The sequence below is a fragment of the Anoxynatronum buryatiense genome (assembly GCF_900182905.1).
GTDB lineage: Bacteria > Bacillota > Clostridia > Peptostreptococcales > Tindalliaceae > Anoxynatronum > Anoxynatronum buryatiense.
On record NZ_FXUF01000010.1, the window covers coordinates 26,967 to 49,631 of the forward strand.

Annotated in this window: 20 protein-coding genes and 5 tRNA genes; all 25 read right to left on the minus strand. The window is 51.1% G+C overall.

The window, feature by feature from the left end:
- Positions 1–256 precede the first annotated feature (256 nt).
- Positions 257–2,935 carry a cation-translocating P-type ATPase gene (locus QOL74_RS12405; protein ID WP_283409811.1) on the minus strand — a complete coding sequence of 893 codons (2,679 nt, stop codon included), beginning with the start codon at positions 2,933–2,935 and terminating at the stop codon, positions 257–259.
- Between the two features lie 306 nt (positions 2,936–3,241).
- Positions 3,242–3,973 carry a DUF1003 domain-containing protein gene (locus QOL74_RS12410; protein WP_283409812.1) on the minus strand — a complete coding sequence of 244 codons (732 nt, stop codon included), beginning with the start codon at positions 3,971–3,973 and terminating at the stop codon, positions 3,242–3,244.
- Positions 3,974–4,034: 61 nt separating this feature from the next.
- Entirely contained in the window at positions 4,035–5,483 is a 1,449-nt protein-coding gene (locus QOL74_RS12415) for a Sapep family Mn(2+)-dependent dipeptidase (RefSeq protein ID WP_283409813.1), read from the minus strand.
- The gene (locus QOL74_RS12420) at positions 5,476–6,492 is read right to left on the minus strand and encodes an ABC transporter ATP-binding protein (protein WP_283409814.1); all 1,017 of its coding nucleotides are present in this window, start codon (positions 6,490–6,492) and stop codon (positions 5,476–5,478) included. Before QOL74_RS12420 ends, QOL74_RS12415 begins: the two co-directional genes overlap by 8 nt.
- Positions 6,485–7,450 carry an ABC transporter ATP-binding protein gene (locus QOL74_RS12425; protein ID WP_283409815.1) on the minus strand — a complete coding sequence of 322 codons (966 nt, stop codon included), beginning with the start codon at positions 7,448–7,450 and terminating at the stop codon, positions 6,485–6,487. Before QOL74_RS12425 ends, QOL74_RS12420 begins: the two co-directional genes overlap by 8 nt.
- Before the next feature lie 3 nt (positions 7,451–7,453).
- Entirely contained in the window at positions 7,454–8,332 is an 879-nt protein-coding gene (locus tag QOL74_RS12430) for an ABC transporter permease (protein ID WP_283409816.1), read from the minus strand.
- An 11-nt stretch (positions 8,333–8,343) separates the two neighbouring features.
- The gene (locus QOL74_RS12435; RefSeq protein WP_283409817.1) at positions 8,344–9,312 is read right to left on the minus strand and encodes an ABC transporter permease; all 969 of its coding nucleotides are present in this window, start codon (positions 9,310–9,312) and stop codon (positions 8,344–8,346) included.
- Between the two features lie 144 nt (positions 9,313–9,456).
- The gene (locus QOL74_RS12440) at positions 9,457–11,190 is read right to left on the minus strand and encodes an ABC transporter substrate-binding protein (protein ID WP_283409818.1); all 1,734 of its coding nucleotides are present in this window, start codon (positions 11,188–11,190) and stop codon (positions 9,457–9,459) included.
- Positions 11,187–12,218: a S66 peptidase family protein gene (locus QOL74_RS12445; RefSeq protein ID WP_283409819.1), complete on the minus strand. Its 1,032-nt coding sequence runs from the start codon at positions 12,216–12,218 to the stop codon at positions 11,187–11,189. The genes QOL74_RS12440 and QOL74_RS12445 overlap by 4 nt, the downstream gene beginning before the upstream one ends.
- Positions 12,219–12,715: 497 nt before the next feature.
- A tRNA-Arg gene (locus tag QOL74_RS12450) sits at positions 12,716–12,792 on the minus strand.
- 10 nt (positions 12,793–12,802) lie between these two features.
- A tRNA-Gly gene (locus QOL74_RS12455) sits at positions 12,803–12,877 on the minus strand.
- A 29-nt stretch (positions 12,878–12,906) separates the two neighbouring features.
- A tRNA-Gln gene (locus tag QOL74_RS12460) sits at positions 12,907–12,982 on the minus strand.
- Between the two features lie 4 nt (positions 12,983–12,986).
- Positions 12,987–13,062 (minus strand) — tRNA-His (locus QOL74_RS12465).
- 64 nt (positions 13,063–13,126) lie between these two features.
- Positions 13,127–13,200 (minus strand) — tRNA-Gly (locus QOL74_RS12470).
- A gap of 68 nt (positions 13,201–13,268) precedes the next feature.
- A complete protein-coding gene (locus QOL74_RS12475; protein ID WP_283409820.1) occupies positions 13,269–13,778 on the minus strand; it encodes a metallophosphoesterase family protein in 510 nt (169 codons plus the stop codon).
- An 18-nt stretch (positions 13,779–13,796) separates the two neighbouring features.
- Positions 13,797–14,411, minus strand: coding sequence for an XTP/dITP diphosphatase (locus tag QOL74_RS12480; protein WP_283409821.1), 615 nt, complete (start codon positions 14,409–14,411; stop codon positions 13,797–13,799).
- Positions 14,408–15,169, minus strand: a complete 762-nt coding sequence (gene rph, locus QOL74_RS12485) for a ribonuclease PH (RefSeq protein WP_283409822.1) — start codon at positions 15,167–15,169, stop codon at positions 14,408–14,410. Before rph ends, QOL74_RS12480 begins: the two co-directional genes overlap by 4 nt.
- A 41-nt stretch (positions 15,170–15,210) precedes the next feature.
- Positions 15,211–15,732, minus strand: a complete 522-nt coding sequence (locus QOL74_RS12490) for a DUF2179 domain-containing protein (protein ID WP_283409823.1) — start codon at positions 15,730–15,732, stop codon at positions 15,211–15,213.
- Between the two features lie 45 nt (positions 15,733–15,777).
- Positions 15,778–18,003: an N-acetylmuramoyl-L-alanine amidase family protein gene (locus QOL74_RS12495; RefSeq protein ID WP_283409824.1), complete on the minus strand. Its 2,226-nt coding sequence runs from the start codon at positions 18,001–18,003 to the stop codon at positions 15,778–15,780.
- Between the two features lie 138 nt (positions 18,004–18,141).
- Entirely contained in the window at positions 18,142–19,128 is a 987-nt protein-coding gene (locus QOL74_RS12500) for an AIR synthase family protein (RefSeq protein ID WP_283409825.1), read from the minus strand.
- Positions 19,125–19,820, minus strand: coding sequence for a TIGR01906 family membrane protein (locus QOL74_RS12505; RefSeq protein ID WP_283409826.1), 696 nt, complete (start codon positions 19,818–19,820; stop codon positions 19,125–19,127). Before QOL74_RS12505 ends, QOL74_RS12500 begins: the two co-directional genes overlap by 4 nt.
- Before the next feature lie 37 nt (positions 19,821–19,857).
- On the minus strand, positions 19,858–20,787 hold the full coding sequence (locus QOL74_RS12510; protein ID WP_283409827.1) for a ketopantoate reductase family protein: 930 nt from the start codon (positions 20,785–20,787) through the stop codon (positions 19,858–19,860).
- Positions 20,788–20,828: 41 nt separating this feature from the next.
- Positions 20,829–21,581: an ABC transporter ATP-binding protein gene (locus QOL74_RS12515; protein ID WP_283409828.1), complete on the minus strand. Its 753-nt coding sequence runs from the start codon at positions 21,579–21,581 to the stop codon at positions 20,829–20,831.
- Entirely contained in the window at positions 21,578–22,381 is an 804-nt protein-coding gene (locus QOL74_RS12520) for an ABC transporter permease (protein ID WP_283409829.1), read from the minus strand. Before QOL74_RS12520 ends, QOL74_RS12515 begins: the two co-directional genes overlap by 4 nt.
- On the minus strand, positions 22,353–22,658 hold the full coding sequence (locus QOL74_RS12525) for a thiamine-binding protein (protein WP_283409830.1): 306 nt from the start codon (positions 22,656–22,658) through the stop codon (positions 22,353–22,355). Before QOL74_RS12525 ends, QOL74_RS12520 begins: the two co-directional genes overlap by 29 nt.
- Positions 22,659–22,665 lie beyond the last annotated feature (7 nt).

A 22,665-nucleotide genomic window follows, 5' to 3' on the forward strand; every position in this document is an offset into this window, starting at 1 on the left:
TGGCAGTGGTTTGCTCTTCTTAACCCATACTGTGGCGTTTTTGGGGAGACAGGGGTTTTTCACCATTTCCTGAACACGTGTTAATTCCTGTTGCGTGACAGATAAGTATACCATAAACACCGTGATTTTGCAAGAAATTTCTGAAATTTCTGGCACTTTCAGCGTCAACAGCCACCTGCTAAAAAACCGACCCGCTCAGCGGATCGGTCAGACTGTAGACAAAATACGATGAAGACAAGGGGTTTGGTGTAGCAGGTTATTCCATTGCCCTGCGGATCAATTTGTACATTTCACTAACGCCCAGAGGAATAACCGCAAATAATAAGACCAGTGCCCAATGAAAACCAGAGAGCATCTGCAACTGAAATGCCCTGGCCAGAAATGGCACGGAAACAACCATCAACTGCAGTGCAAAACCGGTGAGCATGGCGCCAATGAGGTAAGGGTTGGAGAGCAAACCAATTTGGAAAATGGACCTTGTTTTACTTCTCATTGCCAGGGCATAAAACAGCTGCGTGCCGGCCAGCACCATAAATGCCATTGTTCGTGCATGGGCCATTACCTCCACGGGTATGTTTCGGGCATTCATATGATATCCATACTCATATAATCCGCAGTAAAAGGCTGCCAGGGTCAATGTGCCAATCATTAATCCTCCAAATAACACGCGAAACACTGCACCACCAGCAAAGATGCTTTCCCTGGGAGGTCGGGGAGGTTTATTCATCAGTCCCGGTTCTTCGGAATCCAACCCAAGGGCAATAGCCGGAAGGCTGTCTGTGATCAGGTTGATCCATAAAATCTGGGTTGGCAGTAGCGGCACCGGCCACGAAATGAGAATCGCCACAAAAATAGCAACGACCTCACCCAGATTGCAGGTCAAGAGAAACAGAACGGATTTTCGAATGTTGTCGTAAATAGTTCGCCCTTCCCGCACAGCACGAATGATGGTTGAAAAATTATCATCTGTCAACACCATGTCACTGGCGCCCTTTGAAACATCAGTGCCAGTGATCCCCATGGCAACACCAATATCAGCTGCTTTTAAAGATGGCGCATCGTTCACACCGTCTCCTGTCATGGAGACAACATGCCCGTGTGCCTGAAACGCCTGCACAATCTTCACTTTATGTTCCGGTGAAACACGGGCGAAAACACGGTATTGATGAATGTTCTGATTAAACTCCTCCACTGTCATTTGATCAATTTCTCTACCAGTGATGCTCTGGTCAAGTGATGCGGCAATTCCCAGTTCTTTACCTATTGCAACCGCTGTGTTCTGATGGTCGCCGGTGATCATCACCGGTGTGATGCCGGCGGCTTTTGCTTCGTTGATGGAATCAATTACCTCTGGTCGCGGCGGATCAATCATGCCCACGAAACCAAGCAACACTAAATCCTGCTCCATCTCTTCTGGAGCAATCTGTATTTCCACGTCTTTGTAGGCCGCTCCCAGCACCCGCAGCGCTTCATTGGACATCTTTTCCATCATGGCTTCAAACTCTTTTTGAATCTCCATGGTCAGTGGAATAATTCTTTCGCCGTTGCGGACAAACTTTGAGATTTTAAGCAGATTGTCCATCGCACCTTTGGTGTGCACCCTATACCCCTCACCTTCACGATTCAGGGTAGACATGAGTTTTCGCTCTGAATCAAACGGTTTTTCTGAAACCCGCTCATGCGCTTCTGTCAACATTTTCCATGAAATATTATTTTTGCCGGCCCATACCAGACCGGCTGCTTCGGTGGGATCACCTGTCATTGTGCCGTTCTCCCATGTGGCATCTGCGCAAAGCACAAGGGTTTTCATCAGATCCGTGCCAGCAGCTGCCATGGACGTTTTGCCTTGCTCCTTTGTCTCCATTGGGTCGGTCAGTTCATTGGTTGCCCTTTTCGACATTTCATCGGTGTAGTATTGGGTTACTGTCATCCGGTTCTGTGTCAGGGTTCCTGTTTTATCTGTACAGACAACACTCACAGACCCTAACGTTTCGACCGCTGGCAGCTTTCGTACAATTGCATTGGCTTTTGACATTCGGGTGACTCCCAGTGCCAGTACGATCGCCACGATGGCAGGTAACCCTTCTGGAATGGCAGCCACCGCCAGGCTGATGGCCGTCAGAAACATCTCAAAAATATCCCGTCCCTGGAACACTGAGATAGCCAAAATAAGCGAACAAATACCGACAGCCAGAAAGCCAAGTGTACGCCCCAGTTCCTCCAACCGTTTCTGAAGGGGGGTCAATGGCTCATGATCTTCATGGAGCATGCCCGCAATTTTTCCGATTTCTGTTTCCATGCCTGTTCTCACAACAATGCCTTCACCCCGACCATAGGTCACTGTGGTGGACATAAAAGCCATGTTGCTCAGATCACCAAGGGATGGGTTGGTTTCTGCTGCAATCATATCAACCGTTTTTTCTGTGGCAACCGATTCACCCGTCAGCGCCGACTCATCAATCTGCAGGTTAATGCTCTTTAACAAGCGCATATCTGCCGGAACCAGCCGCCCGGCTTCCAATATCACCAGATCTCCCGGCACCAGTTCTGTTGCGCTGATTTCCTTCACTTCGCCGTCACGCCTGACCAGTGTTTTCCCCTCTGTCATTCTTTTCAATGATTGGATGGCTTCTTCCGCTTTATGTGCCTGAAACACGCCAATTCCCGCGTTCAGGATTACGACCAGGAGAATAATCACCGCATCCACGTACTCCCCGATCACCATTGTCACCACCACTGCTGCCAACAATACATAGATCATCACACTTTTCAGCTGATCAACAAACAGACTCAGCAGACTTACGGGTGGTTTTTCTTTCAGCTTATTGAAACCATACTCTGTGAGCCGACGGGCTGCCTCTTCCTGTGGCAGCCCTGTTACATCGTCTGATTTTAAGTCGTCCAGAATTTTTTTCTTCGAATCTGAAAACCACATGTATTAACCTTCTTCCGAGATGGATTTATTATGACTATGCAGCTTTGCAGTCATTTCTAATATACCCATTTATACCGTCATCCAGTTCAGATATTCAGACACTATCAAATTCTCATCTTATCTATAAGGTGGAGACACAATGGGTTTTCTAAATCCTGGTGGCTTGAGATAATAATGTTCCAGATGCATGTCTTCGGTAATGGTGTTCAGACAAACCCACGGGTGGCCTTGGTGCGGGAAGGCATTGAACTGTGCCAAAAGATAAAATTGTAAGAAGCTGACATCTGCAGTCTGCAGATGCCTGTCTCACCGGGAAAAGCCGGACTCCGACGAATCCTGCAACTGTTTTCTGATATCTTCCAATAAATCAGTCTGTAATTCAAGTATTTCGAGAGAACTCATTTCTTCCCGAGTCAGGTAATCCAGCTTCTGATTCAGAATGCGTATTTCCAATTCTGCTTTCAGGTTAACGAGATAATCATTTTGACCTCGCAACCGGTCTTTCGTTTCCTGCCGATTCTGACTCATCATAATAACTGGCGCTTGAATGGCTGCCAAACAGGATAAAATCAAGTTCAACAGGATGAAAGGATATGGATCATATGCCCGGTTCATCAATATGACTGTATTGACCAGAATCCAGCTGAAAAGCATCAGTGCAAATACACCGATAAAAGACCAGCTACCGCCATACTGGGCCATTCTATCCGCCATCTTTTGACCAAATGTCAGTTTTTCACTGTAACTATCCTCAGCATTTTGCGAAACGATCTCACCTTCTCTCAGGCTTTTTAACGCCGCCTCTTCCGTCTCATCCAAATCACCACGTGCTGTCTGAATGATTTCGTGCAGCAACAGCGTCCTGAATCGGTTAAGATCCTCCAGGCACAGAACGCTGCTCTCGTTAATCTCCGGATAATCCTGCATAATTCGATGCAACAAAGAAGGTTGCAGGCTTCTAACTTTTACCATGTGTTGTACTTTGAAGTAGTTATTACAAATTTCACAGCGTTCATCACTTTTCTGTCTCGCATTCAAGCGGATTCCTCCTTAGTAATCATTGATAATCCTGAAGGCAACTCTTTTGTAGTGTTATATTTTACGACTTCACCGCATCTGCCACCAGGTACCGGGCGTATATCTCCGCCGCTTTCATTAAACTCTCGATATGAATGCGTTCGTTTTCCTGGTGGCAGGTGTCTGTCTCACCGGGAAAAACCGGTCCCCATGAAACCATTTGGGGCAGCGCCTTGGCATAGGAGGTACCATCCGCCAGGGCAAATTCACTTTTTTGACCGGTAACATACTCATAGGCCTGGTGCATTTTCTCAAAAAAGGGGAGGTGACGAGACACATATAGGGGGTCCTGGTAGTTTCGAATCTGAAAGGTGAACCCGTACTTCTGGGTCAATGCCTGAAATTCTCTTTCCAGATCCTGTAAGCTGACGCCGTACCGGTGGCGGATGTTCAGGTTCAGCTTGACTTTGTCTTCTTCAAATAAAAGAACTGTTGGCACTACAATGTTTTCACCCATATACTCTCCCTGGTACAGGCAGAGACGATTATCAAATCCAAGGGTAGAGCCATCATGGCAGCCGTTGAAAAGATGGATGAAATCCATCACCCCCCTGAAGGACGGGTGCAGCAGCTGTTCTTTTTGGTCCAGTTCAGCCAGTATTTCCACGAGCAGGCTAATGGCATTCACACCATTTTGGGGCAGTGAGCTGTGACTGGAAATGCCTTTCGCATTAAGCTGGAAGCGGTTCTCCTCGCACCTCACACTGACAGATGATGGTATGCCTCCCATGGGAACAGCCTTCGCCTGGCGACTGCCGATGACCCGTTGAGCCTGCCTGGATAGCCTGCGACACTGGTCTCCCGTATCTGTTTTGATCACCAATAGCCCGCTGGAAGGAATGGTATTTTCACTGTCTCCTGCTCTCAGGGCGTCGATGCAAAACCGTGGTGACTGCTTCACCTGAAAGGTCAGCTGTACATCGGCATAGCCTTTTTCCATGTTGTGGACGGGAAAGGCTCCATCCGGTGTAAACCCGTAATCCGGCGGTGAAAAGGCCTGTCGGAAATGAGCCATGTCTTCCCAATTGCTTTCTTCTTGTGTCCCAATGATGAGTTGAATCCTTTTTTTCAGGGGCAGATTTAACTGATTCATCAGCCAGAGTATGGTATAGATGACGATGGTAGGCCCTTTATCGTCCATGGCGCCTCGGCCTACGATCCACCTTCCGTCATATACGCCGGTAAAGGGATCCGTCTGCCATTTGTGACGATCACCAACTCCCACCACATCCACATGAGTGAGAATGCCGACGGCCTCTTCTCCCTGGCCAATTTCAATGACACCGCAGTCTTCCTCTTGTGTATGGCTAACCTTCATTCCCTGTTGAGCTGCTTTTTCCAACAGCCAGAAAAGTGCCCGGCGGTTTTCCACCCGACTTCCTGTCACGCTGGGAAATCCGATCAGTTGAATCACATCCCTGATGATTTCATCTTTCTCCGCCTGAAGACACTGAAGCAATTGGTTAATCATGGCTGTTCTCCTGTGAGGTTTCCTTTTCAATCAGGTGGCAGGCAGCCAGGTGGTTAGACCTGGCTGCCTGTAGTACCGGCTCCTCTTCACGGCACCGATCAAAGGCATGCGGGCATCGGGGATGAAAGCGGCAACCTGCGGGGATGTTTGTCGGGTTGGGCGTTTCGCCGGACAGAACTTTCCGCTGGCGATGCCGGTTGACCTCCGGAATGGGCATTACTTCAAGCAGTGCCTGGGTATAGGGGTGGACTGCCTGCTTGATGACGGTGTCTGATTCACCGATCTCCATGATTTTTCCCAGGTACATGATGGCGATCCGGTCAGAAATCAGCCAGGCCAGGGAGAGATCATGGGTGATAAAGAGAAAAGTCAGACCCTTGGATTCTTTCAGCTCCACCAGAAGCTTCAGAATGCCGGTACGAATGGAAACATCCAGCATGGAGACCGGCTCATCGGCCACAATGAATTCCGGGTTTAGGATCAGGGCGCTGGCAATGGCCACTCGCTGGCGCTGGCCTCCGCTGAGCTCATAAGGGTACCGGTAAAGATATCTTTCCGGCGGATCAAGGCCGGCATCATGGAGGGCTTTCATCACCCGTTCATTCCGTTCTGCTTCTGTCTTGATCAGTCGGTTAACTTCCAAAGGCTCCGCGACAATGTCGATGATCAAACTTTTGGGGTTCAGCGACTGGTAGGGGTCCTGAAAAATCACCTGGGCTTTTTGACGGAACCGACGGACTTCCTGTTTATGGTGAAAATTCACCACCTGATTCTGGAAGAGAATTTCTCCATCAGCGATATCTACCAGGTTGAGGATGGCTTTCCCCAGAGTGGTCTTACCGCTGCCACTTTCCCCTACCAGCGAAAGAATTTCGCCTTTTTTTATGGTGACATTCACACCGTCAACGGCACGGACCAGTGGTTGCTCCTTCATCAGCAGTTCTTTCAGAAATGACTGCTTTGCCACAAAGGTTACTTTCAGGTTTTTCAGCTCCACCACATTATCCATTGAAAGCACCCCCGAAATGACAGGCATAGGAATGGCCGTTTCCAGCAGTGGTCATCCCCGGCTCCTGTTCCTGGCATATTTCTTGAGCATAGTCACAACGGGGATGGAACCGACACCCTGAGGGCGGTCGTATCAGGTCTGGCGGTGATCCAGGAATGGGTTCTGGCATCAATTTGGGCCGGTGAATATTTGGAAAACCCATGAGCAGCCGGTGAGTATAAGGATGCATGTGCCGGTCATAAACATCCTCTGTGCTGCCGATTTCCACAATTTTTCCGGCATACATGACGGCAATCCTGTCGCAGGTTTCTCCCAGGATGGACAGGTCGTGGGTGATGATGATCAGCCCCATTTTCAGGGTTTTGCGCAGCCTGTCCAGCAGGTTTAGGATCTGTGCCTGTACCATGACATCCAGGGCCGTGGTGGGTTCATCCCCTATGACCAGCTTTGGGTCACAGGCGAGGGCCATGGCGATCATAGCCCGCTGTTTCATGCCGCCGCTGAACTCGTGGGGGTAACCGCCGATGCGGCCTGGCTCCAGCTCAACCAGTTCAAAGAGCTCTTTTGCACGGTTCCAGGCTTGTTGATGTGTCACCTGCTGGTGCCACACCACCGCTTCAGCTATCTGCTCACCGATTTTCATCACCGGATTCATGGCGTTCATGGCTCCCTGAAAAACCATGGAAACATCTTTCCAGCGATGTTTGCGGATTTCCACATCAGACAATACTGTTAATTTCACAGATTCCAGGTAGATCTCCCCGCCTTCTATGATGCCTTCCGGCGGCAGTAACCGGTTGATGGACAGAGCTGTGGTGGTTTTTCCACAACCTGATTCACCCACCAAGCCCAGACACTGGCCGTCATCCAGAGAAAAGCTGACATCGTCCACTGCTTTGACGATCCCTTCCGATATATGAAAATAGGTCTTTAGGTTTTCCACGCGCAGCAGTTTCATGGTTTATCTCCTTCTCAGCTTTGGGTTCAGGATTTCGTCAAAGGCATAGCCCAAAAAGGTGAAGCCCAGCACCACCAGCACCACACACAGCCCCGGTGGCAGAAAAAACCAGTAGGCACCGGAGCTGGCAGCGCCGGACTGGAAGGCATAGTGCAACATCATGCCCCAGCTGGGCCGTGTGGGATCGCCCAGCCCAAGAAAACTCAGGGTGGTTTCGGAAATGATGGCCACTGCTGTCACCAGGATGGTGTTGGCGAACACCAGGGGGAATACATTGGGCAGGATATGGTGCATCATAATGGTGCTGTGGTCAGCACCGATGGCCCGTGCCCGTTCTATAAAGGGGCGTTCCTTCACCGACAGGGTCTGCGAACGCACCACCCGGGCAGTGCCTGCCCAGCTGGTGAGCCCAATGACCAGAATGATGATCCAGACACTGGATCCCAGTATGGCGACCAGTACCAGCACCAGAGGCAGCCAGGGAATCACCAGAAAAAAATCGGTGACACGCATGAGGACGCTGTCGATGGTTTTGCCGAAATACCCGGACATAATTCCGATGGACGTTCCCAGAAACATGGAGATCAATGTTGCCAGAATGCCCACCATCAGGGAGATTCGGGCACCGGAGAGCAGGTTTCTGAAGATATCCCGTCCCAGGTTATCCGTCCCCAAATAATAGGTGGTGCTGGGTGGTTGCAGGATGGTTTCCACAGTGCCGAACTCCATGGGGTTATAGGGAAACAGCACTGGCCCGATCACTGCCGCCACTGAAAAAAACACCAGAATCACTGCTCCGGTGGTGGCCATCCGGTTGTTCTTGAAGCCGTTCCAGAACCGCTTTAGCTTTTTCCGTCTCATTACCCCATCAATTGAGCTCATTGTATTCTCCTTTATTCACGCACACGAGGGTCAAAGTAGCCATAGGTCACATCTGCAATGAGGTTGGCAACAATCACGCTGAGGGTGATCAACAGAAAAATGCCCTGCAGCAGCGGATAATCCCTGGCTTTCAGCGCGTCAAACATCAGCCGGCCCAGTCCCGGCCAAGAAAAAATGGTCTCCACCTGGATCGTACCGCCGATGACCAGCCCCAGATTGATGGCAATCAGAGTGATCATGGGGAGCATGGCATTGGGAAGCGCATGTTTCTTAATCAGATAGTTGTCATCGAAACCTTTTGCTTTGGCGGTGGTCATATAGTCTTCGGTAAGCACATCCAGCAGCGTGTTTCGCATGGTCAGTGTGTATTCTCCAATCAGCACCAAGCTCAGGGTTAATACCGGCAGCACCAGATGCCGGGCAGCATCCCTGACCATGGCAAAGGTACTGGAGAAAGATTGTCCCGGCGTCAACATGCCGGAGGTGGGAAACCAGCGCAGACTGACACTGAACACAAAAATCAGGATAATACCCAGCCAGAAGGTGGGCATGGAGTAAGTCACCAACGAAAACCCGAGTGCCGCCACGTCGACCCGGCTCCCTCTTTTCCAGGCGGATATAACCCCCAGAAAAACACCGACAATGATGGCCAGGATCTGTGCCAATCCCACCATCAACACTGTGGGAATAATTCGGGCAACAATGATTTCCGTCACTGGTTGACGGTAAAGAAACGATATACCCAGATCTCCAGTGAACAGGTGCTTCAAATAGATCCAGAACTGTACCACCCAGGACTGGTTCAGTCCAAAGAGCTCTCTGGTTCGTTCAATGGCTTCCTGCGAAGCCCGGGGATTGCGCATAATCATAGCCAGAGGATTCCCCGGCATCACCCGGAAAAGGATATAGTTGAAGACCAGCACAAAGAAGATGGTCACCAGTGACTGAATGATTTTCTTTGCCAGGTATTGTCGTTTCACGGAATCACCCCGTTCTGATGATGCTGAAGCTCATTCCCTCAAGTTCATTAAATGCACTGCCCTTCAGATTACTGGGATCGGCTTCAGCGACCCTTTGCTCCCTGTCTCTGATAAACTGCTGATGAGCCGCTGATGGACCGTTTACTATTTTCGCCGCCGGAACATAAGGAAGCTGGCAACGCCAGCCACTATCAGGCCACCAATAATCATGCCGGCGAAACCAATGCCGCCACCGGCGTCGGGTGCCGCATCGACAACACCGGCCACAGGCTGCACATGCAAATAGTTATAATTGGTCAGGTTAAAGAAGTACCCGCCTTCTTCAGGAATCCGTGTCCATCCTGTCCACCGGGATGTGTTCACTGCCTGAAGGCTGTTGTCATAAAACAGAATGATATAGGGGGCTTCTTCATAGAGAATTCGTTGCATTTCCCACACCATTTCACGCCGCTCATCTGGGTCCATGATGGTTTGCTGTTCCAGAAACAGCCGGTCATAGGTTTTATTGGAATAATTGGAATCGCTCATGCTTCCGATCTGGGTTGTTGTCATGACGTTGAGGATGGTTGTGGGGTCAAGATCGGCGCCCCATCCCCAGATGAACATATCAAAATCACCGGCATAGATCTTGTCGATGAGGGCACCATCGTCCACCGTCTCAATGTTGAACTTGATGCCTGCCTCCGCCACCATCCCGGCAATCATTTGACCTGCCTGCACTTCGTCGGCGTTATCCGCCCGCAGGGTCAGTAAAAAATCCAGGGGTGTCCCGTCGGATGCCTCCCGGATGCCGTCGCCGTTCAGGTCCATGTAACCCGCTTCTTCCAGCACCTGGTTGGCCCGCAGCACATCATAGACACGCAGCTCACTTTCCGACGGCTCATAGTGATAGAACCCTTCCGGCGGAACCAACGTGGTGCCCACACTTCCCTGCCCGGAGTACACCATATCCAGAATCCGCTGTTTGTCGATGCTGTATTCAATGGCATGACGCACAGGAAATTCCTGCAGCAGGGGATGTGCGGTGGATGATGGATCGTCCCAGCTGTTAAAAGACAACTGCGTAAACCCCATCACCACAGCAGCGATGGCGTCGATGGTTGCATTGTTGTCCAGGGTATCCAGTTGACTTGGGCTGAAGTTGGTTGCCGCATCGATTTCTCCCAGGACTACAGATTGGGCCATGGTATCGGTGTTGGCGTAGAGCACGAAAATCAATTCGTCAATGCCGGGACGCCCGTGAAATGTGTTATCGCTGGCCACCAGTTTCAGATATTCTCCCGGACGAAACTCTTGAAATTTAAAGGGGCCGGTGCCAACTGGACTGCTGTTAGGCCAAGTGTCATATTCGTCGGGAGTGACTTCTGACCAGATATGGGCCGGCAAAATGGGACAGGCATTCATCAGCATGTTGGCTTTCGGCTGTTCTGTCCTGATCACCACGGTGGTCGCGTCGGGGGCGAGGATTTCTGTGATGCCTCCCAGGTAACCGGAATACATGCCCAGCTCATTTTCCAACAACAGTTCATAGGTGAATTTCACATCTGCTGAGGTAAACGGCACACCGTCATGCCACTGCACATCATCCCGCAGCTGAAAGGTCCACTCCAGTTCATCGTCACTGATTTCCCAGTCCCGGGCCAGCCCTGGGACGGTTTCCAGGTTTTCATCCAGCATCACCAGAGAGTCATATATCAATTGAAACACTTCAAACCCGATCTGGCTGTAAGAAATGAAAGGGCTGAGAGAATCCACCTCCACCGTGACACCGATCCGCATGGTTTGCGGCGACGCACCTGCATCTGTGGCAGAAGCTGACAACATCATCATTGACAAGACGAGGATCATCACCATGGACACTTTCCATTTTCTTTTCACCGGTCATTCTCCTTTTTCGATTTGCTCGTGGTTTTCCTCTCGTTTTCCATGGTCTTATGATTCTCTGCATGCTCTGCTGATAATGATTCCACCGCACTTTCCATTATTTCCAGTTCTTTCTTGTCGGCATTAAGCCGTGCCCGGATTCCCATGGGCAATGTGGCCATGTCTTTTGTATGCCCGATGGGAAGACCGTATATCGCTGGTATTTTCAGTGGCTTCAGATACTCCTGAAAAAGATCTTCGGTGCTCAAATCCACATAGTATCCCGGATTATGCTGATTAGGCCGGCAGTTGATGCACTCCCCCACCACGATGCCCACCGTCTCTTGCAGTTTGCCGGCATTGAACAAATGCGTGAGCATGTGATCGATGATCCATGGCTCCGTGTCCAACTCTTCGAGAAAAAGTATTTTACCGGCAGTTTCGATCTCATAGGGTGTTCCAAGGGTGGCACAAATCAGCGTTAAATTCCCCCCCGTTAATATACCTTCTGCTTTTCCCGGGTAAATGAGATCGATGTATTTTTTCTCATCTGCCAGGCGGATTTTTCCCATGGGCCCTGGCTGTGCCAGGGCTCTGAAAAGTGATTCCCTGGTATAGTCAGTGAGTTCTTCAGGATTAAAACGTGACATACTGGGTCCATGGAAGGTGATTAGTCCGGTTTTTTTAAGGATTGCCAGATGCAGGGAAGTGATATCGCTGAACCCTATGAATATTTTAGGGTTTTGTCGCACAGCTTCAAAATCGATGTACTTAAGCATTCTGGCAGACCCATATCCGCCCTGTGTGATAAAAATAGCATCAATGTCCTTTCGGGCAAACATGTCATTGAAATCCTCCGCCCGCTCAAGGTCTGTACCGGCCACAAAGCCTTTGCGCTTGTTAAGGTTCTTGGATAGCTGAACCTTATAGCCCCATTTTTTTAGAGTTTCAATTCCCCGAATCACATCACTGTTCCGGTATGAAGGGCTTGCCGGGGAAATCACACCAATGGTATCTCCCGGTTGAAGCATTTTCGGTTTCATCATCATTCCTCCCATGGGTTTACCTGCCAGTTTTGCTGAAAATCAGTGGTGGCGTCGGTATAAATATCTGAATTTTCGCACTTTTTTTGCCAAAAAAAGCCCTTTTTATCTATATTCGTTAGCACCTGCCCGCATGGTCCCTTGTACCTGCTTATGGTCCCTTGTACCTGCTTATGGTCCCTTGTACCTGCTTATGGTCCCTTGTACCTGCTTATGGTCCCTTGTACCTGCTTATGATGACTGACACTCAATGGACGAAACCGAGAGGCAGAAGAATTATCTCCAGAATAATCTCCTTTGCCTCTCCTCGATGGTATTTTGACAGGGATGTCCACATTTGATTGGCAAGACGTATATACCCAAAGAAAGCAATGAAATAACACGGATTAACCTGACCTGCTTTGAAGATCGGCTTTCAACCGCATTGAATATTTTAATGAAAAAAGCAACATCCCTGGTTAACCAGGGATGTTGCTTTTTCATCATTTAATGCAGTTTGGCGCGGCATGCAGGACTCGAACCTGCAACCAACTGATTCGAAGTCAGGTACTCTATCCGATTGAGCTAATGCCGCAAAATAATATTGGAGCGGAAGACGGGAATCGAACCCGCGACCCTCGCCTTGGCAAGGCGATGCTCTACCGCTGAGCCACTTCCGCAAATTGGCGGGATCATTACCCGCCGGTTTTGGCTGGGATAGCAGGACTCGAACCTGCGCATGACGGAGTCAAAGTCCGCTGCCTTACCGACTTGGCTATATCCCAATGGTGGGGTGGATGATGGGATTCGAACCCACGAATACAGGAGCCACAATCCTGCGTCTTAACCACTTGACTACACCCACCACGCGTTGGTGTCCTGCACTGTCAATCTGGCTCGACAGCTGGATGATATAAGCTTGAATAAAGTGGAGCGGGCGAAGGGAATCGAACCCTCACGGTCAGCTTGGAAGGCTGAAGTTCTACCATTGAACTACGCCCGCAATGTGGATACTTCGTTTTGTCACATCTACTAATTTACCATCGATTGCCTCTATTGTCAAGCACAAAATTACTGAAATTGAAGTGGCTGATATACAACCGGCTGGCCGGTTGTCAGACTCAGCAAGGTGACTGCTGAATCAGTGCCCGTCTCCAGTATTCCGCAGGTACAACCGTGCTCACTGCGTGGTCGCGAGGTGCTGCCGGGATTAATGATGACCAGCCCCTGCTGCAGTACCAGCGGAACGTGGGTATGACCAAAAATCACCACATCTGCCGTTTTTTCAAGCCCGAAGTAGTACAAACTCGTGAGGCTGTGCTGCACCCGCTGGATATGGCCATGGCATAGCAGGATGTTCAGGTGGTCAAGCTTCAACAGTTGGTGATCTGGCCCGGCTGTTACCGGGTCACCATTGCCAATGACTGCTTCGATCTGCTGATGCGTTTGGGTTGACAGCCACCGGGAATCTTGATAAAGATCGCCCGCGTGGAGAATGCAGTCTGTGTCTCGGAGCAGCTCAAGCGCCTGCTGCATACTGTGAAAATCGCCGTGGGTATCACTTATGAGTCCAATCTTCATGATGTCAGCCTCCCAGGTTCAGGGTGTTTCTGCCAGCAGCGACACCAGTTTTTCTTTCATGACTTCAATGGCTTTGCCCCGGTGGCTCATGCTGTTTTTGATCACTGGCCCCAGCTCACCAAAGGTCTGCTGATAGGCGGGGATGAGGAAGAGGGGATCGTAGCCAAACCCATGGGCGCCTATGGGTTCAAAGTCGATATAGCCTTCGACCGTGCCCCGAACCACCAGTTCCCGGCCATCGGGAAAAACAGCCGCCAGTGCGCAGACAAAACGCCCCTGTCGATTCTCCATGGGAACATCTGTAAGGGCTTCCAGCAATTTTTGATTATTGGCTTCGTCGGTGGCTCCTTCACCTGCATAGCGAGCGGAATATACGCCGGGAGCACCACCCAGGGCATCCACTTCGAGGCCGGAATCATCGGCCAGGGCCAGCATGCCGGTTTCTGCCATCACTTGCCGCGCCTTGATCAGAGCATTTTCTTCAAATGTAGTGCCTGTTTCTTCGATCTCCATACCGGCCAGCCCCACGTCTTTCATGGATCGAACAGTGATGTGAAAGTCGGCCAGCATGGTGCCGATTTCTTCCAGCTTGTGGGGGTTTCCTGTGGCAATGACGGCTGTCAGGTGCTTCATGCCTTTCCTCCACCCTGGGAAGCAATGAGTTTTTCCCGGTAAATTTCGTTAACTGTTTCTTTCTGTGCTTCAATGAGGGCCGTGATGCCTTCCCGCGCCAGGGCAATCATGGTGTTCATTTCTTCAAGACTGAAAGTGGCTTCTTCGCCGGAACCCTGAATTTCCACCACTTGTTCATGCTCGGTCATCACCATGTTCATATCGACTGAAGCGCCGGAATCTTCTTCATAACACAGGTCAAGGAGGGGCACCCCTTCCACGATCCCCACACTGACAGCTGCCAGGTAGTGGGTCACAGGGATTTCTTTGATTTGCCTGGCATCCCGCAATTTAATCAGTGCCTCCATTAACGCCACGAAAGCGCCGGTGATGGAAGCGGTGCGGGTGCCGCCATCAGCCTGAATCACGTCACAGTCGATCCAGATGGTGCGTTCACCCAGCTGGCTGAGGTCCACCACTGAACGGAGTGCACGTCCAATGAGACGCTGGATTTCCTGGGTACGGCCCTCCACCTTGCCACGGGTGGATTCTCTTACCTTTCGGGTATGGGTGGCACTGGGAAGCATGGCGTATTCGGCGGTAATCCAGCCTTTTCCGCTGCCCTTGAGAAAAGAGGGGACTTTTTCTTCCACAAAAGCAGTGCAAATGACTTTTGTATTGCCCATTTCTGTCAGTACTGATCCCATGGCGTGGGAGGTGAAGTTGCGGGTAAAGGTGACCGGCCGCAGTTGATTCTCTTTTCTTCCGTCTATTCGCATCTATGTCGCCTCGTTTCAATTTGATAGGATTTGTGTTGGCATTATTTGCGTTTCAGGCGGCTGAAAAATCCGCCCCTGATGGCTCGGGTGTCCATAACGGTGACAAAGGCCTTTTGATCGTGTTCGTCCAGCAGCTGGTTCAGCCGGCCCAGCTGTTTTCGCTGGATGGTGACATTGAGCAAGTGATTGATACCGGTGCGGCCGTAGCCTTCCACCACGGTAACCCCATAGCCTTCATCCCGCAGGATGGTCACCAGTTCTTCTGCTTTTTTATAACTGATCACCTGAACCACCAAACTGCCCAGGGCCATTTTTTCTTCTATCATGATGCCCACATAGTTTCCGGTGGCAAAGCCGGAGGCGTACATAATAACGTTAATGGGATCATCAAGATTGCTGAGTACCGATCCCACTGCCAGAATCCAAATACTGACTTCAAAAAAACCGATGACTGCCGCGTGGATCCGCTTTCCTTTCACCACCATGATCATACGAATGGTGGCCAGACTCACATCAGATACCTTTGCCATAAAGATTAACAGATAGCCGATCAGGCCTTCCACAATAATTCTCCTTCCTGTTTCCAAAAGGAACCAGACCACAGGGTGCTATGGTCTGGTTGATAAATGAGTCAAGCTTGCTTCAAAGTATCGGATGGTGGAGTTGACAATTCCCTGAGCCGCCAGACGGCGGTATTCATTGGTGCCCAGCAGCCGTTCTTCATCGGGGTTGGTGAGGAAGCCCATTTCTATAATGATGGCCGGCATTTTGGTTTCCCGCAGTACCACCAATTTGTCACGGGCATTGATCCGGTGGCTGGCGGCCCCCAGGGTACGCACCATTTCATCCTGAAAAATTTCTGCCAGATACTTGTTGTTGCGGAAATCCATTGGGTTTTCTTCACTGGGGTAGTAGAGGGTTTCCACGCCCTTCAGATCTGATCGTGCAGCGGCATTGGCGTGTATGCTGATGAACAGGTCTGCACCCAGCTGATTAGCCACGCCGGCACGGTCTTGCAGCCCCACGTAGACGTCACTGGTTCGGGTCATGTATACTCGGAAACCAGCTGCTTCCAGCAGTCTTCTGGCTTCCAGCGCTACTTCAAGATTCACATCTTTTTCATTCAATTTCAGGTTGGGCGAAATGGCTCCCGGGTCACTGCCTCCGTGTCCTGCATCAATCACGATCAGTTTTTCCCTGTATTTCAGGTCTCTGTTGGTAAACTGAAGAATCAGATCCTGCACATTTGACAAGGTGCCTGTTGCCACTTCCACTCCAGGTTTTACGTGAATGTTGGCCACCAAATTGCGGCCGTCATCGCTGGTGGTCATTTGGATGAACTCCAGCATCACATCATCCACATCCAGCAGTTCAAAGGGTATATCCATGTTATCTGAGGGCATGGTCACCTTGATGAGTTCACCGCCCACTTCTTTTGCCACCTGGTAATCCGCTCGTCCCTGGCCGAAGAAAGTAAGACGGGAAGTGGTCCAGCCTGTTTCTTCGTAGCGATAGCCGGTTTCCGGTTCGCCTTCCATGTGTATAATCAACTGACCGTTTCGCTGCTGCACATAGATGTCTTCGGCACTCACTTGTTTGTTCAGGTCTACCACAATGCGTACCATCATTTCTGAAAGACTGCGGTTATCATCGGGATCGACGCCACTGACCCGGATGCTGTTGATAACCCGCCCTCCAATGGTGCGGTCGGCAATGGGTCTTCCCGGGTTCAGGATGGATTCCTTCACAAACACCTCCAGACGACGGGAACCGTCCATTTGCAAGTGGTAATTTTCCAGGTGACTGCCTTCAATCACCAGTACGTCTTTGGTGTTAAACTGTTCAAAACGCACATCATCCACGTAGTTGACCAGCCGAATCACCATTTCGCCGGAAGCTTCGTCATAGGACATATGATAGCCGGTGGGGTCTGTCAGGTCCAGCACCACCCGCACCACATGTGGATCGATTTCAAACTGGGATGAACGGACTGTCGATAAATAACTGTTGCCGGGAGCCGTCACCCGAACGGTCTTATCATCCCTGACTTTTGCCGGGTCATCCATCAGAAGCTGGGTATTGTTCAAATCGAATATGAGTCGGTGGGGCTCTGTTAACCGGGCTGTGGCATAGTCCACCTTACTGTCGGTTTTAAGCCGAATCACCGGCACATCGCCTTCAAGGGTGACGTTGATATCTTTCAGGGTTCCTTCAATCTTGTTGCCATTGGAGTCCAGGGGTTCGCCATAATGACCCGTGCTGTTGTCCGGCTGCCCTTGCGGTTGTTCCTGTGAAGGTGTTTCTGGTGTCGGTGTGTTCGTTTCTTCAGGCTCAGGAGTGGTGATTTTAACAGTGCGGGTGGCCTCATCCCAACCCACTTCCAACCCCAGTTCCTGTCCAACAAAAGCAACGGGCACCATGGTGCGTCCCCGGTTTTGATAGGTGACGATTTTTGCGGGTACCTGACTGGGGAGAATTTTATCTTCACCATTCACCTTCACCACAGCGCTGTTAATGGTGAGCACAATGGTGGTATCATCCTTTTCGATGGTCACTTGCTGGGTGTCACCGTTCCAGTTCACCGTTGCACCTGCATAGCTGGCAATGGCTGCCACAGGCACCAGGGTACGGTATTGCTCCTGGTACTGAAACAGCACCGGCGGCACGTCGGAAGCCAGGTATTGGTTGTCCAGCGTCAGGTTGACGGTGTACAAATTCACTTTGCGTTCATCCACTTCTGCGGCAATTTGCGGTTCATCTCCCCATACGGCAACAGGAAAAGCCGACAGCAGCAGCAAAAATACCATTAACACCATTAGCATTCGTTTCATCATTAATAAGCCTCCCGGCGTGTTTTTTGAATATGATTCTCAATGTTGCTCTGTGTATCATTTCCTTTATAACACTCTTGACCGGGAGCGTCAACGGATTTAGGTAAGCTGTAAAGAAGCTGTAACCTCATTGGCGGTTCGTCACACCAGCGCTTTATAGAGTTCATCCACATCCGGCGGGTTCATGGGCAGGGTTTTGCCGTCTTTCACCAGCACCCGATCACCCTGTGTGACGGTTCCCAGTGTCGCCCAGGGAATCGCTGCTTCCGACAGGGCTTCTTCCATGGCTTTCTGTCGCCGGGGAGATACTGTTAATACCATGACGCCGCTGGAGATCAGCCGGTAGGGGTCAATCTGAAACACCTGGCAGATGGCCCTGGTTTCCGGCAGCACGGGGATGTTGTCCAGCTCAATTCGAAGCCCCTTTCCAGAAGCTTCTGCCAGTTCCCAAAGCGCTCCCAGCACACCACCTTCGGTGGCATCGTGCATGCTGTTGGCACCCACTCTTCCGGCGATCATTCCCTCAGGCACCACGCTGATCTGGTGTTTCAGTGCTTTGGCTCGCTCCAGGATTTCCAGTGGAATGTACTGTTTCAATTTATCTTCCATATCGCGAGCCAGAATGGCTGTGCCTTCCAGCCCGGCTGATTTGGTCATGAAGACCACATCACCTTCCTGCGCACCTGCGGTGGTGACCATGGCATCCCGGCTGTGCTTACCAAGAGCCACGGTGCTGATGAGCACCCGGTTCACCACGTCGGTGATTTCTGTATGACCTCCCATGATTTCCACATTGATCCGCTTGGCTGCTCCGGCGGCATCTTCCATGATTTGGGAAAGGTCTTCTGCGGTGGTGCCTTCCGGCGCCAGCACTGTCATCATGACCGCCACCGGTTCAGCGCCATTGGATGCAATATCATTACAGGCAATGTCGATGGCCAGACTGCCAATTTCAGCCACGGCGCCGGTGATGGGGTCGGTGCTGATGACGCACAGTTCATCGCCAAAATCCAGGACGGCACAGTCTTCACCCACGGCTGACCCCACCAGCACTTCTTCACGGCGGGTGGTGATGCGGCCAATGATCAGATTTTTCAGTATGTCCACTGGTACTTTGCCGATCTTCATGACATGGTCTCTCCTTTCCTCAGGCGTCTTTCCAGAATCCAGCCTGCCACTCCCAGCGCCAGCAGGGTTCCCATGGCCCAGAGGCCGATGGCAATGGCAGTGTTGATAAAGAAGGTTTCCGGCAGCAGTTGTATGAGCACATGACGCGTTGGATCAAGAATCCAGAGGTCATTGTCAAACAGCAGCAGATGAAAATAGGTGAAATACCTGGTGAAATCAAGCCAAATGAGAAGTCCCAGTAAGATCATCAGATCCACATTTGCAAGCCCGGTAAATAAAAGCGTTCGCAGCCAGTGATGCTGCCAGCGGGGATCTTTCAGGATCATCCAGCCGGAGATCAGCAGGATCCCTGCCAGTGACAGGCTGCGCAACAGCCGGGCCTGGTTAAACAGATCCAGCACATCTTCCATGTGTACCCGTTCCCTTTCATCATAGAGGGGCTGCAGCACGCCATCTTTCACGGCAGTCGTCTGAAAATCGTCTTTTTCACCTTTCAGGTATCGTATAATTTCTTCTGCTGTATGTGCCAGGTTCTCCTGGTCCATTCCTGCCTGGGGAACCCACCCCTGTTTTTCAAACTGTGTCATGTAATGGTTCACATCGTAGGTGACCCATTCAAGGGCTGATACCCAGACGGTGATGGTGAGGCAGATGCCCAAAATCACATATAGCAGTCTCTTCCCCCAGGTCATGTCACTTCCTCCTGTATCACTCATTTATCGCCAACTATTATTCTTGTACCGCCGGCTTTTTCTCAATGGTTCGTACCAGCAACGTCAGTACCCGGTTCACGGGTGTTTCAACGCCCAACCGAAGACCTTCTGCCACAATGGCACCGTTGATGACGTCGATTTCTGTCCGGCTGCCCCGGGTAATGTCCTGAAGCATGGAAGATCGATTTTCTGCCGTTTTTCGGCAGACGCTTTTCACATAAGCCACCGGGTCTTCCTCTTTAATGGTAATGCCCTTGACCCGCGCCACTTCTCTGGCTTCCTGAACGGCTTTTTCCAGTAATTCTTCTGTCTCGGCATATTGTAACAGCTCACCATTTTGAAGCCCCGTGATGGCGGTGAGTGCATTGATGCCAATATTCGCCATGAGTTTTCCCCAGATCAGTCCCATCACATTGTCATCAACAACAGTTTCCAGACCCGCCTGTTGAAAGGCTGTGCAGATTTTTTCCAGACGATTGTCTTTTCGCGGTACCAGGGAGCCTATCACCGTGGGGCCCTGACCGGCATGACGAACAGCGCCCGGCCCCAGCAGCGTGGACCCGTGGGCGGTTACGCCTGCGATCACTTTGTCTTCTCCCACTGATTCGCTGATGACCTCTGCATTTCCCAGCCCATTTTGAAGCGTCAATACCAGGGTATCCGCTCCGATGAGCGGCTGGGCATGCTGCACCGCCAGTCGGGTGGCCGTGGATTTGACGAAAATGATCACCAGGTCACAGATGCCCACATCCATGGCACTGGTGGTGGCGCGTATGGAGGTGATGCGCCGGTCGCCGCTGACACCGCTGATGCTGAGACCTTTTTGATTGATGACATCCACGTGCTCCTGCCATACGTCCACCAGAAATACCTGATTGCCTACGTCTGACAACAGTCCGCCGTAGAGACATCCCATGGCACCTGCTCCAACCACTGCAATTTTCATCGATCCATTCTCCTTCCGATGGTGACACTGGTTCATTAGCGTTATACTTCCCGTTGAAAACAGTCTAAAATGGTTTCCTTTAAAGCAATATACGTGGCATCGGTGAAAAGGTTCATCTGCCGGGGGCGTTTCAGCGGAATTTCCACCACTTTTTTCACCACCGCCGGCCGGCGGGAAAGAACGTATACCCTGTCAGACAGCCATATGGCTTCATCCACGTCGTGGGTAATGAGCAAAACAGACGCCTTCAGCTCCTGCACCACTTCCATGAGCCAGTGCTGCATGGATTGGCGTGTCATGGCATCCAGTCCACCGAAGGGTTCATCCAGTAGCAGAATGTCTTTTGAAAACAGGAAGGTTCGCAATAGTGCCGCCCGTTGCCGCATGCCGCCGGAAAGCTGGGCGGGATAGTAGTTTTCGAAGCCTGCCAGACCAAAAAGATGAAAATACTGTTGTGCCCGTTCCCGGGCTTCACCGGTGGAAACGCCTTGTAAAAATAACGGCAGGGCCGCATTGTCGAGGATGGATTTCCAGGGTAAGAGCAGGTCTTTTTGATGCATGAAGCTCACCCGCCCCGGACGGCCGGTCACCGACTGCCCGTCGATCAGCACTTCGCCGGCATCGGGGGAGGCCAGCCCTGCAATAATGGAAAAAAGCGTGCTTTTGCCACATCCGCTGGGGCCCAACACTGAAACAAACTGGCTTTCCGACAGTTCAAGAGAGATGTTCTGAAGGGTTGGCAGATTGGGAAACGCCTTTCTAATCTGATTCACCTTCAGCTTTGTTTCTTTCATGAATTTTCCACCTCTCCTTCAGGCAGTGTTTCCGTTGGCAAGGCGGTTTTCATCCAGGGCATGGCTTTTCTTTCCAGCCACTGGATTAACTTCAGCACCAGAATGCTCAGTGCCACAATCACCACAATGACGGCAAATACTCTGTCGGTGGCGAAAGACTGGCGCACCCGGAGCATATAAACTCCCAAACCCATACGGCCGCCAATCCATTCACCAATAACGGCACCCATGATACTGTAGGTGCCGGAGATCTTTAATCCGGCAAAAAAGGAAGGAAGTGCCGCCGGCAGTTTGACCCAGCGGTATCGTTGCCAGGGGGTGGCTCCCATGGAACGCATCAGGTCTATTAGTTCCTGATCGACGGAAGCCAGGCCATCCAGAAGGCTGACGGTCACCGGAAAAAAGCAGACCAACACGACGATGAGAATTTTGGGCAGCAGTCCAAACCCAAACCACATGGCAAAAAGAGGTGCCAGGGTGACGATGGGAATGGTTTGAGACGTAATGAGATAAGGGTAGAGTACCCGGCGAATCAGCGGGGAGTAGTCCAACAGGAGGGCCAGGCTGCCGCCGGCAACAATGGCAATGCCAAAACCAACCGAAGCAGCCGTCAGCGTTACCCTGGCGTGCTGCCAGAGAAGCCCCGCATCTCTTCCAAGTGCCTGTATCACCCGGGAAGGGGGCGGCAGCAGGTAGGGAGGCAGCCACTGGAAAAACCCCACTGCTTCCCAGAAAAGCAGCAACAACCCGCCTGCCAGCAGGGGAAGGGCTTTATCCCCGATATTTACCCACTTTTTCATGGATGGTCACGCCCTTTGGCTTGTAGTGAATTTTAACAATGGACATCACACTGCCGGCGCCGGCTTCGATGCAGAGTTCCTGGGCTTTCTTCACCAGGTCCAGCAAGGTGTCCAGCTCGCCCTCCATGGTGGTTTCCATGGGTCCCACTTCGTAGGTGACACCTGAGGCGGCAATCATTTCAATGACCCTGTCCACCACTGGATAAACGTCATCCGGTGGAACACTGGGCAGTACCTGTAAGCTGACATTGGCGGTGCTGAGAGATGCTTGACTCATGTGAATA